The sequence below is a fragment of the Acinetobacter sp. NIPH 298 genome, assembly GCF_000369505.1.
In the GTDB taxonomy this organism is placed as follows: domain Bacteria; phylum Pseudomonadota; class Gammaproteobacteria; order Pseudomonadales; family Moraxellaceae; genus Acinetobacter.
Window position 1 is genome coordinate 1264758 of record NZ_KB850055.1, and the last position, 12972, is coordinate 1277729.

Annotated in this window: 10 protein-coding genes; 1 reads left to right on the forward strand and 9 read right to left on the reverse strand. The window is 39.4% G+C overall.

Annotated elements, in window-relative coordinates; genetic code table 11:
• The first annotated feature begins 3 nt into the window (after positions 1-3).
• Positions 4-1467 carry a PepSY domain-containing protein gene (locus tag F903_RS10895; RefSeq protein WP_005197038.1) on the forward strand — a complete coding sequence of 488 codons (1464 nt, stop codon included), beginning with the start codon at positions 4-6 and terminating at the stop codon, positions 1465-1467.
• A 64-nt stretch (positions 1468-1531) separates the two neighbouring features.
• On the opposite strand, the gene F903_RS10900 is transcribed toward F903_RS10895, so the two are convergent.
• The 9 genes from F903_RS10900 to F903_RS10940 form a co-directional block, all read right to left on the reverse strand.
• A complete protein-coding gene (locus tag F903_RS10900) occupies positions 1532-2275 on the reverse strand; it encodes an adenosylcobinamide-GDP ribazoletransferase (RefSeq protein ID WP_005197039.1) in 744 nt (247 codons plus the stop codon).
• A 102-nt stretch (positions 2276-2377) separates the two neighbouring features.
• Positions 2378-3964 carry a histidine-type phosphatase gene (locus F903_RS10905; RefSeq protein ID WP_005197041.1) on the reverse strand — a complete coding sequence of 529 codons (1587 nt, stop codon included), beginning with the start codon at positions 3962-3964 and terminating at the stop codon, positions 2378-2380.
• A gap of 106 nt (positions 3965-4070) precedes the next feature.
• Complete coding sequence (locus F903_RS10910) at positions 4071-4679, reverse strand: histidine phosphatase family protein (RefSeq protein ID WP_005197045.1); 609 nt, start codon at positions 4677-4679, stop codon at positions 4071-4073.
• A complete protein-coding gene (cobT, locus tag F903_RS10915) occupies positions 4669-5739 on the reverse strand; it encodes a nicotinate-nucleotide--dimethylbenzimidazole phosphoribosyltransferase (protein WP_005197047.1) in 1071 nt (356 codons plus the stop codon). Before cobT ends, F903_RS10910 begins: the two co-directional genes overlap by 11 nt.
• A 1-nt stretch (position 5740) precedes the next feature.
• Positions 5741-6259 carry a bifunctional adenosylcobinamide kinase/adenosylcobinamide-phosphate guanylyltransferase gene (gene cobU, locus F903_RS10920; protein ID WP_005197050.1) on the reverse strand — a complete coding sequence of 173 codons (519 nt, stop codon included), beginning with the start codon at positions 6257-6259 and terminating at the stop codon, positions 5741-5743.
• A gap of 2 nt (positions 6260-6261) precedes the next feature.
• Positions 6262-6858, reverse strand: coding sequence for a 2'-5' RNA ligase family protein (locus F903_RS10925; protein ID WP_005197052.1), 597 nt, complete (start codon positions 6856-6858; stop codon positions 6262-6264).
• Positions 6859-6962: 104 nt separating this feature from the next.
• Entirely contained in the window at positions 6963-9098 is a 2136-nt protein-coding gene (gene mtlD / locus F903_RS10930) for a bifunctional mannitol-1-phosphate dehydrogenase/phosphatase (protein WP_005197054.1), read from the reverse strand.
• 284 nt (positions 9099-9382) lie between these two features.
• On the reverse strand, positions 9383-11599 hold the full coding sequence (locus tag F903_RS10935) for a TonB-dependent receptor (protein WP_005197056.1): 2217 nt from the start codon (positions 11597-11599) through the stop codon (positions 9383-9385).
• 142 nt (positions 11600-11741) lie between these two features.
• Complete coding sequence (locus tag F903_RS10940) at positions 11742-12968, reverse strand: MFS transporter (protein WP_005197057.1); 1227 nt, start codon at positions 12966-12968, stop codon at positions 11742-11744.
• Between the last annotated feature and the right edge of the window lie 4 nt (positions 12969-12972).

Here is a 12972-nt window from a genome sequence, read left to right on the forward strand (position 1 = left end):
GCCATGAATGCCAACCAACTCAAAAAGCTACTGAGTTTTCATCGTAGCCTTGGAATGGTGTTGGGCATTTTGGTTCTATTTTGGGCTTTAACAGGTGTGTTGCATCCAATTATGAGTGCAACACAACCGCAGCCTTTGAAACGAATGCCTCCACCGCAACAACTAGATTTAAACAATGCTTTACCAGCAAAAACGGTCTTAGAGCAAAATCAGATCAAGCAATTTTCTGCACTTCAAGCCATTCAAATAAATGCCGATCAAACGGCATATCGGGTATTGGGCACAGACCAAAATATTGCTGAATACTATGATGCTCATTCGGGTCATCGTATTGAAAATGCAGAATCACAAGATGCCAAACGTTTAGCTGTTTGGTATACAGGTCTTGCTGAGGAGCATATTGTTTTCACGCAACTGGTTACAGAATTTAGTGATGATTATCCGAGTGTAAATCGCTTATTGCCTATCTGGCGTGTTGATTTTGATCAAGGTTTACGTGTCTATGTTGATCCTAGTCATGCACGACTTGCCACGATTTCAAATGACCAAAAGATGTGGATGGCACGGATTTTCCGCTTAGGTCATACGTGGACGTGGAATAATCAGCAATGGTTTGGTCAAACACTTTTGATGCAGCTCGCCCTAATTGGCATACTGGCAATCACTTGCATGGGAATCGGACTGTTTTTCAAAATTCATAATCGAAAAAACCATCGTTTACGTCAGAAACCAGTTCGATTTCTCCATCGCTATTTGGGTATCAGTCTGAGTGTATTTATTTTACTTTGGGTGATCAGTGGTTTTTACCATCTTTGGCAAAAGAAACCCGAAATCGAAAATATTCAGCCTATTTTCAAGACACAAGATTTAGATCAAACGTCGTGGCAACTAGCAACAGCTCAGTCGATACAGCAATTACACCTAGTACCCATGTCATTCGATCACGATCAAACACGGGCTGCGTGGATGATCCAACTCATCGGCAAAAAAGACATGCAAGGCAGTATGACCGCAGCCAAAGAACATGATCATCATGGACACAGTAAAAATCAGACGCCTGCGATCCAATGGATTGATGCTGAAAAAGCCAAACCCATTGACGTGCTTGAGCAAAGTAGATTTTTTGTTGCTGATTATCTCAATCTACCGATCGAGAAAATCGGACAAAGTACTTGGGTCACAAGTTTTAGCGGAGAATATGGCTTTATTAATAAACGCCTACCTGTGGTTAGAGTTGACACTCATTTAAAGGACCAATTGCGACTCTATATAGAACCAAGTAGTGGTGTTATTGCTGCAAAAGTTACTTCACAGGATGCGCTTGAAGGTAAGAGCTTTGCTTATTTACATAAGTGGAATTGGCTGCCTATCGATAAAATTGTTCGTGATATCTTATTGGGTTTGATCGCTGCATTGATTGCTGTTTTGGTGATACTAGGCTTCTGTACCTACCGTAAAAAAAGATAATGTTTTTTGATCCTCTCACGAACAATGAGAGGATCAATATCTATCGAGATTCAATTTCATGAGTCTAAGACAGATAGAAAAATGTAATCAGAAAACTGATCAAAACACCCATCTCTGATAACTCAATTGCCGCACCAATCGTATCACCAGTAATCCCACCAATTCTTTCAATGAACTTAGCACGTAGATAAAACAGCAGCAGTAAAAAAATTGCTAAACAAATAATGCCAGACCACCCAAACACACAAAGAAATGACAATGTAATGACAAATACCATCCATGCCGCCGTTTTTGGGATAAGATCAGCAATAGAACGTCCTAAACCTTGTTTTCGGACATAGCTTGTGGTTAGGAAAAGAAATAAAGCTGTACTTCGCCCAATTGCAGGAAGAATAATCAAAAGCGTAGATAATTGTTGTTCTAATAACACATAAATAGCGACAAATTTAAGCAAGCAAAGCATGATCAAACTTAAAACACCAATAGGCCCGCATGCGGGATCTTTCATAATTTTAAGTGTACGTTCAGGATCACCGAAACCACCAACCCATGCATCTGCGGTATCTGCTAATCCATCGAGATGTAATCCGCCAGTCAGCCAAATCCACAATACGAGGATAATACTTGCCAGCAATAAGGTTGGCAGTTTGAATAGCAATATTGAGCAGGCAAATAAAACTAAACCGATCAATAGTCCAATGAAAGGATAAAACAAAATGGCTTGTGCATTTTGCTGTGCGGTTGGCATCTTTTTTAATTGAATCGGTAAAACAGTTAAAAATTGCAAGGCAATCCAAAAAGGTGTCATGCTAGAAATCTCAGCCAAGCTATATCTTTTATTCGCCCATTATGAAGAAATAAAAATGGGAATAGCAAGCCTATTCCCATCCTAAGAAATTATGAAGTTAGATTATTGAATTTGATAGCATTGCTTAAGTTTTAAATAATCATAATAAAAACTGTTTGCGCGATATCGAGCATAGTTACATGAAGGTTTGAACAAGGTTTCTTTTTCATTGTAGAGCATTTTGACTAAGGTACTTCCTTGAGCATTTTGATAAATATCCCACTGTAAATTGGCCGCCATAGGCGATACCAATTCACCTCTCCATGCACTATTTGTATAGTTATAGGTTTGGCGTAATGGCAAAGTTTGCATCATGTTATGCAACTCAAAAGTCGTCGCAAGCGGAATAATGATTTCAGCATGCGCAAAGCGTAAAACTGCACGATGTGATTGTTGTTTATCTACGACTGCATCGACCTGCTTAAACAGATCTTGTTTCAATCCCTTAGCAATCGCACTGGTGACTTGATTCGACTCGCTAAAGCTGGGACCTTTTTCATAGAAATCATTGGCATCATTAAATTCTGCATAGAACTTTGCTGCATCTTCAGGAATATATTTATCAAAATCGACACCTTTGAGTTCACTCTGCATACCTCCCATGATTGAATAAAGCTCATATAAATAAGCGGCTGCATCCACAGCACTAGTAATGCTATTTTTACCCTTGCCTTTTTCAGTAATGGTTTCCCCATTCGGTGCGACTACGCTATATGAACCATTATTGCTAAAAGTATAAGCCTCACTCGTCCCTAGTTTTTGAATAAACTCAGCTTTGAAAATTGGCCTAAGCACTTGCATTGCAACCGTTTCAGCACGTGTTTCACCTGTCAGTTCTTTCAGCTTTTGAGCTAAATCCTGATCTTCTTCGGCAAATTTCTGGTAAGCCTGACTCGCATCATAAACGGCTTTTTCTTGCTCAGATAAAGATTGAGCCAAATCTTGATCTGCCGTTAACTTATGGAAATAAAGTTTGAAGCGATCTACGCCACCATCATCAACTGTTGGCACACTTTCACTGGCTAGGCTAGTATATGAAATTGGTGTAATTTTATCTTTAAGCTTTTGGTTTTGTTTAATAAGTTCATCAGTAAAAAACTTAGCGCTATCCACGGCACGGTCTACACCCGAACTTTGCACTAAAATAGATGACGGTTGGCTTTCTGCTGCTTTAAATAAATTTGGTAGGCGTTGCAATAATCGATCTGCAATTCCTCTATGCTCTAAAATCCCCGTCAAACTTTCATTGCCGTAACCAAACTGGCGAATACCCTCGACACCATAGCCTAACAGAATATTTGCTTTCATCATGCTTTCTAGATCTGCACCGAGTTTTTCACCTAACGGGGTCAGCGCATTTTCAGCCTTTGCCTGTTTCCATAGATTATAAAGTGCTAAATCATATTTGATACTTGATAAGCCTCGAGAACCATGACGTGCAACTAATTCAGTAAAAACAGATTCGAAGCCTTGTGGAATTGGCTCATATTTTTTTAGATCTTGTAAGGGCTGATAAGGTGTTTTAGTTTGATAATATTTTGATGGTGTACTATTTTCAGGCTTTGTCTGTGGTTGCTGATGATCATCATTGTTGCAAGCGACCAACAATATACTTGCGCATAACACACTGCTTTTAAATAATATATTCATAAATTTTTTGCTTATAGATAAAGAAGTGCCATGTATCATAGACAGGAGCAATGACAGTTCTATTACACCATTCAGTAAAAAATTTAAATACAATCGTATTTCGAAGCTAAGAAATAAGTGGCTTTTCCATAAAACCAATCTCACTTTCAGCTTCAAGCAACTCTAATCGATACAGTTTTCCCAGTTCAGCAGGCATTTTTAACAATTCATTTAAATCATGTTGTCTTGCTAAACAGGTTAGTAACTTTATTACCCCTCCATGCGTAACAATCAGTGCTGTTTCCCAACGGTTTTCCTGCATTTGCTGATGAATTTGTTTAAAACCAACTAAAATTCGTTGTTGGAATCGAGCTAAAGACTCGCCATTTGGTGCTTGATATTGAGTTGGGAATTGCCAAAAATTTGCCAGTAACTCAGGAGTAGTTTCATAAATCGTTTGAGTTGAAATACCCTCCCAATCACCAAAATACATTTCTTTGATATTTTCATTAATTAATAGCGGGCGTTGTAATTGATTTGCCAAATTTTCAGCAAAAAAACGACAACGTTGTAGAGGGGAACTAATGATGACATCCCAATGCTGCTGAGCGTCAAGATGGCATTGAACGGTTGTTTGCATTTGCAACCAACCTTTCTCTGTCAATTCATCGTCTAGGTGTCCACGTAAAATATGGCTTTGCGTTGTTTCACCATGACGCAATAGATCAATCAGCAACTTTATCACCTATCACAGCAGCTTCTGCAAAAGTTGCCATTTGATTATGAAGCGCACAAGCCAGTTGTATCACCGACAATGCTGCACCTGCACCACTGCCTTCGCCTAATCGTAGATTCATTTTGAGAATGGGCTCAGCATTGAGTTCTTTTAATATTCTTTGATGGCCATACTCAGCGGATTGATGTCCGAATAACATCCACGCTCGTACTTTAGGTTGAATACGAACCGCACATAAAGCAGCTACAGAACTGATAAAGCCATCCACCACGATTGGTAAACCAAGCTGTGCGCAACGTAAATAAGCGCCTGTCATCGCAGCAATTTCAAGTCCACCCACTGTAGCCAAGATTTTTTGGACATCATCAGCGACATCCGCCTTGTGTAATTTTACGGCTTGATCAATGACGTCAATCTTATGTAGCAATTGTTGATTGGTGATACCTGTACCTACCCCCGTCAATTGTTGGGCACTTTCATTTAATAACAAACATGCCAACGCAGAGGCTGAACAAGTGTTGCCAATTCCCATTTCCCCCGCAATAAAAATATCTGCGGCTTTTGATTTGGCTAAATCAACACTCTTTTTACCTAAGCTGAGCGCAGCTAAGCATTCTGATGCAGTCATCGCCGCTTGGTGTGCAAAGTTTGCTGTGCCAGCACGAATACAATGACGCTCGACACCGACATAATCGTAAACTTCACCAACAGTTCCGCAATCGATCACTTGCAAGTGTGCTTGATGATATTGGGCGATTACGCTAATCGCAGCGCCACCAGAAGCAAAATTTTGTAGCATTTGGCGTGTCACCGCTTGAGGATAGGCAGAAATATTTTCTGCAACCACACCATGATCCCCTGCAAAAACACTAATCCAAGGTGTTTTAATTTGCGGGTATACTGTTGCTTGCAATCCAGCTAAGGTAATCGCAATCTGTTCAAGATCGCCAAGCGCACCTGTGGGCTTGGTTAACTGCAATTGACGTTGTTCAGCTTGCAATTTTGCATTCATATCGGGCTGTTTAACAGGTTCCAACCACCATTGAACAGATTCTGTCATTCTATTTCTCATCTTTTAAAATCATTGGAAAGCCCGCCACACAAAACACAACTTTATGTGCTATTTGACCTAAAGCTTGATGTAAACGCCCTGCTTCATCGACAAAACGACGACTAATTTCACCCATCGGCACGACACCAAGCCCCGTTTCATTACTGACGAGAATGATTGTTGATTTTAATTTGGGTAATACATCTAAAAGTTTTGCGGTTTGTTGTTGCTGCAATTCAATATCATCGTGCAGCAATAAGTTCGTCAACCATAAAGTCAGACAATCAACCAAAATCAACTGATTTTCTTGATCCAATTGCAATAATTTATCAGCGAGAAAGATCGGTTCTTCACAAAGCTTCCACTCCGTTGGGCGTTGTTGCTGATGGTGCTCTATTCGCTGTTGCATTTCTTCATCAAGTGCTTGAGCTGTTGCCACATACACCACAGATAAGCCGCTTTCTCTAGCGACTTGCTCAGCTAAACGACTTTTACCTGAACGTGCGCCACCTAAAATCAGTTGCAACATATTTAATCCAGTCTAATTTGGTGATAAGGATAAAGTAATCCTTGTAAAATCTGAGCTTTATAATAGCCGAAAGTGAGTTGATTGACCTGAATTTTAAATTTTCGTGGTGGCAGTTTTTGAACACGTTGCAGAACAAACTCACTTTCCCACGCTGCACGATAAAGTCCCAATGTGATGTGTGGACAATATACTGGCGCGGCAATTTCAATTGAAGTTTGTGATAGTTGCTGACGGATTTTAGCTAAGACATTTTTTTTATCATAAATGTGCAGAAATAAAGCACTGCTAAAACTATCAATATGCATTACTTCGAGCTCAAAAGTATCGAGCTTTAATTTTTCAAGCTGTTCAATCTGCCGATTCAGTTTATAAACTTCAAAATCATCATCAAACTTCGGTGAACTTTCTGTTAAGAAACCTGCAACAAATAAGGTGATATGGTATTGACGTTGATTCGAAGGAATCAGCAGATCTGAAAATGCTTGTTGTAATTGTTCTAGATATACAATCAGTTCAGGCTGATTTATTTCGATATACCACAAACCGTATTTGACCCGACCATGATGCCATTCTGGATAATCATGAATACCTGTTGCCATCAGTTTTGTAGATGCTTGCAATAACACAACTTATAGATCATTTTGAAGTTGTGTTATTCAAACATAAATTGCTTCATTCTTTAAAGCACTTTTGGTACTTTCATTTAAACGCTTTCTAGCCGAGTGACCAAGAGATTTTGAACATCAAGTTGCATACCATCCTCTTTCAATTGGGACTGTATCCCACGATAGAGTACATCTAGCAAGGCTTTACGCTGACTTTCAGAAATATCCAACTGCGCAATATTTTTTTGTAGATGCTGTACGATCACCATTTCATCTATATCCAGAACTTTTAAAGCATATACATAACCATAAATCGCTCCTTTCAATAAATTTTGATAAGGAATGTGCTGATGAATATGTTGCTCGATACTACCCAAAACGCGTTCATTAAGACTTAGCTTCCTTAAAGGATCTCCAGCCACGCGCTCACAAGGATCTTTGTAGGCCGATCGACATGAGTCCAAAAAGCTCTCTGCCATACGATCAAGTTCTTTGGCTTGATTTGGCACGACATTGCCTAGACCCAATTTAACCTCATCAACCAGTTGCTCAACAAAACACTGCATTCGTTGATCAGACATCGCGATACCGATGGTTTCCATGTCATTTAGACTTGCATACCACGCCAACATGGCATGACAACCATTCCACAACCGATTTTTAATCACTTGAATATCGGCAATCTGATCGACTAAAACCATTTGGCGCATTTTACTTAAGAGTGGACTTCGATTCTCAACATAAATGGGCATATCTGCTTCACTGTTGAATAAAATGAGATCCATATTTTGTGTGCATTGACCTGCTTGAAATTGCTCTCGTAGCTCCTCCAAGCATCGTGTCATTTGTTGCTCGTGTTTTTCACTCAACGTAGTTTCATCTGAAAGCTCAATAGCATCTGCATTCAAGTTAGCTTGGCTTTGTATATATAAACGATGCTTAATGTTGAGTTGGCGGTATAGGGTTTGGTCGGTCAGTTTTGAAACCATTCGATTCACGACGGTATCGCAAAAATAGTGTTCACTTAGAATGTGTTCAGCGATATCTTCATCAGTTATTTCAAGTAAAGCATCACGAATATATTTGAGTACGAGATACTTTGCACAGACTTTATTGAGAATGATTAAAAATGTAATGGGTTCATTATTTTGCTGTATATCTTGCGACATAAACCGTGCAAGTAAGCCTTTCGCAATCACTCGCGCTTCAGATTCAATCGCATTTTCAGGGATACACAATGCAATCAGGCTCGACTGCATATACATTTCAAGCATTTGCTGTTCATTGTTGGCATCAATGGCGGTTAGATTGTCAATTCGCTCATCATAAGAGGATTGACCATATCGAATGCTATACCCAGCAAATGTATTCACAGACTCGAGATACAAACGATTTCTGGTCGAAGCCAAAATTCGTTTAGGTCGGGTAAAACCATCCCAGTGCGACAGAACTTGAGCGATATATCCGCCACCTATCGCTCCAAACCCATGAATACCAACTGTCAACTGATTGAGGCTTTGCGGAAAAGCTTCTTGTAAAATCGGCATCCCCATTTCAGGAATATATTGATCCAAAGCATTTAGACACGCATACATATCCTGATAATAGAAATTTGCCTTTGAAAGCATATCATCGTTTGGTTCTTTGATATCTTTAAGCAGAATAGTGATACCACTAGCATCAAATGCAGAGCGAATACCATTTTCTGAATCTTCAAACATTAAACATGTCGATGTATCTAAATTTAACTGTTCCGCAGCTTTCAAGAAAATTTCGGGATGTGGCTTGCCTTTTTCAACTTCATCACCACAAACCAATACATCAAAAAACTTATACACGTTGGCATTAATTAAATATTCTTCGGCGATTGCCCGACGGCTTGAAGTCGCAACAGCCATCCTTAAACCAGACTTTCTTAAACGTTCTAGAACTTGAACCAATCCCTTTTTAATCGGTACACCGAGATGTCGGACAGACTCTAATTCTAATTCATCCGCACGCTTTCGAATAGCTTGATAAGGAATATCCTCACCATAAAATTTTTGAGCAAGTTGCTCAGCCGTTGTTGCACTCAAACCTAAACAGTTCATGAGATAATCATCTGAAAATTCCTGTCCGATGAGTTCTTGAGATGCCTGTTTCAATGTTTGAAACCGTAACCGCTCAGTATCAAACATTGTTCCATCCATATCAAAAATTGCCCCATGAACAGGATAATCATGAAAAATCAGCATTTTGACTCCTAAAATATTTATTACGCTATCTAGAGTAACCAATAAAGATGTCAATAATTCAGACTGTAAATAAATGAAATGAAATTGATTAAATATTAACCAATAATATACTTTTCTCATCTTATTTTGTTAGAACAAAGCAAAATACTTGCTCTATTAGAAAAAATATGATCGTTTATTGAGCGAATGATAGGTTCATTCGTCTTACTTTAAAGCTTAAAGAGCTGCTACTAAAAAAAAGAAATACCTGTAATAAATACAGATATTCCTTCGATCAGCTTAAATTAATAGTTAAAGGTATAACTCAAACCATAAGTACGCCCTTCTGCTGGAAGGCTCTCGACAAGCCCATATATCTTTTCAGCTTGCTGACTGTAGACAGTACGATAGTCTCTATTCCAAACATTATAGACACCAAAATCTACGCGGCCTTTCCATGCAGGAAAATGCGTTAAAACATCCATGGTGGTGTAACCTTTTATTTTAACTGCAGCCGGTGAACAATCTTTCAAAGCTTCATCCGTACCTTTTACTGCTAGCATCTGTACCCGAGTACCAAAACCTTCATCGTTATTCCATTCAGCAAACACCGTCCCTTTGGTCGGCGATACTTGGGTAGCATTTAACTCTTTCCATTTGTTGTCTGCTTTATCTTTAAATTGACCACGGGTATAACCCAAACTACCGCCAACTTTAAAATCCTGCATAAATGGATAACTTGCAGTGACTTCCGCACCATAAATGCGCTGATCAGTATCAACAATACTTGCCACTCTATTTTCAAACTTGGTTACTTTATCCGAAGTGTTATAAAAACCTGTGATCCCTAGGTTTAGCCCTTGCTCATCATTCAAACGCCACCCCAATTCATAACTATTTACACGAATAGGTTGTAAATCTGCGGTTGTGGTCAAGTTAAATGCATCACGCATCATGCGTTGTACATCAGGGAAACTAAACCCTTGTGAAAAATTTGCAAAAGCTTGTTGATCATCCGCTAGCTTATATACTGTTCCTAAGTTAAACAGAACCGTATCATCACTTACAGAACCGCTTGGCTGTTCAACACCTCGGGCAGTATAAGCTTCTGTTTTTGCTTTAATATATTGATAGCGCGTACCTGCTTGTACATTTAAACGATCTGTAAGTGCGTAATCTGCTTGCAAGAAGGTGCCAACATTTTGAATGGTTGTATCAGGCCCAGCATCAGAAGTCTTCCCCGTTGGTTTGAAGTGAAGTCCTGTATTTGATACAGCTAAGTGATCATAATATTGATCATCCTTTTCATGGTCATAATCAACACCATACGTCAGCTTAAGATCACGGCTTGCAACGTTAAGATCACTTTGCATGGTGGAACGGAAACCCGCAACATCAATGTTAGACTGGCTCTGTGTTGCTTCGGTCATAGCAGCACCAGTATAGACTGGATAGAAACGCGCATCTTCTTTACGGTAGTACGCTTCTAGATTAAGTACTTGCCCCAATACATTTTGATTTTGGTACTGTGTATTGAATGCATAACGTTCAGTAAATGGCTGCGTCGGTAATTGTAAGCCTTTTTTACCGATATAAGAGTTTGGTAAACCACCATAAACATAATTAGGGCCGTAATCAGGACCATATTCACTATCTTGCTTGTCTTTATAATACTGTGCTCCAAAACTCAAAGATTGAGTATCTGTGAGGTCAATACTGATACGTCCATTTACATCAATGGTGTCGGTATCTTGTCGACTGGTTTGCATTGGCCCAATAGCAATACGGTCACCATGACTATCAAACTGTGAACCACGACTGGTAAAATTCGCGCCTAAAAAGCCATTGAGATTATCTTTACTAAAAGCAACCGACTGCCCCACTTCATAAGCTAAACCATCGCCACGGAAAGTATCAGAAGATGTAATCCCCAATTTCGTTTCAAAGCTTAGTGGTTGCGATGCATCTGCACGTTTGGTAATGATATTGATAATGCCACCTGTTGCACCAGAACCATAAATGCTGGTTGCCCCTGAAAGCACTTCAATACGTTCTATCATACTTGGACTAATGCTATTGAGTTGTCGAGCAACATCACGTGAACCGTTTTGTGACACACCATCAATCAAAATCATCACATCACGACCACGCATGGTCTGCCCATAATTTGTGGTCGTACCTGTGCTTGGTGCCAGTGACGGTACTAATTGCGCTAACACATCGGCCAGTTTACGACCTGCACCACTCTGCTGTTCAATTTGATTTTTTTCGATGGTTTGAACCGTACCCGCAATATCTGCAATGTTTTTTGGTGTACGTGTTGCTGTGATCACAATTTTTTCTAACTGAGCCGTAGGCTTTTGATCAACGTTTGCTGTTACAGATGCATTCGAAGATACTGTTTCTGCATATGCCTGTTGAGCAAAGATGGCTAAAACAGCGAGACAACACGGTGTCATCTTTAATAAAAACTGTTTTGTATTTGTTTGATTTTGTTGCCCAACCCCGATTTCATTATTCATGTTTTACTCCTCCAAAAGTCTTTTAAGTCACTAAACAAGCTTAAAAAGTGCGTCATTATAAACACAATAAGAATTATTATCATTAGTATTTATGGTGTTTGGGTAATAACACAGAAGCCATTGCGATCATTTTGAAAAATATTTAAGGATTAACTTTATTGCTAAGTGAGGTCTGCTGATTTGAAGATGATATGACCAACAAATAGATCACGACAGCGATCATAAGTATTAAAAGCGAATAAAATGGTAATTGAATGCCCCATTGATACAAAAAAGTGCTCAACAACGGCGCTACGATCAGGCCGATCGCTTGAGTGGCTGTACAATAACTTGCCATTTTGACTTGTGCTGATTGAGCAACAGATTGGGCTGCCCCAGTTGTAAATGCAGGCAAAAGGCTTGCCACACCAACCCCATAGAACACATAGCTTGCTTGAAATATCCAAATATGCATTGCATATAACGATAGGATTAGGCCAATCATCATGCTGAATGTGCCCAACAATACCAATGTCATCAATTTCAAACGCATTACTTTTACAATTAGGATCTGCGTAACCACCAAGCTAAAGCCAACGATGAGCATACATTGAGAAAAATAAATCGCGCTTTGTTGTGTTGTTAATTGAAAATGATCTTGAATATAGAATCCAGCAGTCATATTCAAAGTGACAATCGCGACGAAGGTACTAAACCCAAGTATCAGCCAAGGCAGTGCTGGTTTTAGTGAGAAAGAATCTGCTTGTGTTATATCTTGCTGTTTTTCAGCAGCTACTGCAGACACTATCGGGTCTTTCTGAAAATAGAGCGTAATAATTAAACTAAAAATTACCAATAAAATGACAGCAATCCACATCGGCAATAGAATGCCACCGAACAATAATACTGAGGTCAGAAATGGGCCGACGATCATACCTAAACTATTCATTGCGCCATACATCGCCATTTTTTGGCTGCGTTGTTGCTCATCTGTGACATGTTGCATCACATAACTTTGTAGACCGATTTGTGGCATAGCCATAAAAGCACCCGTACTGGCTCGACTAATCACTAATAAAGCAAAAATAACCAAAACGGGTAATGTCTGTTGTATTCCCAAATAAAGAATTGCTGTAAACATAGCCCAAGTAATGGTCATGCCCCAAAAACCATAATTCATTAATTGATAAGGAGTCTGTATTTTTTCCCCTCGGGCAATCAGAATAGATGCAATCGCCATACAAATCGCACCTGCTGAAACAATCATGCCACCTTGCAACTCCGTTAAGCCAAGCTCACGAATTAATGGTGCGAGTAAAGGCAAAATCATTGAGAAACAGGTGCCGTTGGCTAAAGTTGCCCAAGCCAATAATTTAAAATTTTGCTGCATAATT

Coding starts and splice junctions, on each gene's coding strand:
- F903_RS10895 (WP_005197038.1), top strand. CDS start 4: ATGAATGCCAACCAACTCAAAAAGCTACTGAGTTTTCATCGTAGCCTT.
- F903_RS10900 (WP_005197039.1), bottom strand. CDS start 2,275: ATGACACCTTTTTGGATTGCCTTGCAATTTTTAACTGTTTTACCGATT.
- F903_RS10905 (WP_005197041.1), bottom strand. CDS start 3,964: ATGAATATATTATTTAAAAGCAGTGTGTTATGCGCAAGTATATTGTTG.
- cobT (WP_005197047.1), bottom strand. CDS start 5,739: ATGACAGAATCTGTTCAATGGTGGTTGGAACCTGTTAAACAGCCCGAT.
- cobU (WP_005197050.1), bottom strand. CDS start 6,259: ATGTTGCAACTGATTTTAGGTGGCGCACGTTCAGGTAAAAGTCGTTTA.
- F903_RS10925 (WP_005197052.1), bottom strand. CDS start 6,858: ATGGCAACAGGTATTCATGATTATCCAGAATGGCATCATGGTCGGGTC.
- mtlD (WP_005197054.1), bottom strand. CDS start 9,098: ATGCTGATTTTTCATGATTATCCTGTTCATGGGGCAATTTTTGATATG.
- F903_RS10935 (WP_005197056.1), bottom strand. CDS start 11,599: ATGAATAATGAAATCGGGGTTGGGCAACAAAATCAAACAAATACAAAA.
- F903_RS10940 (WP_005197057.1), bottom strand. CDS start 12,968: ATGCAGCAAAATTTTAAATTATTGGCTTGGGCAACTTTAGCCAACGGC.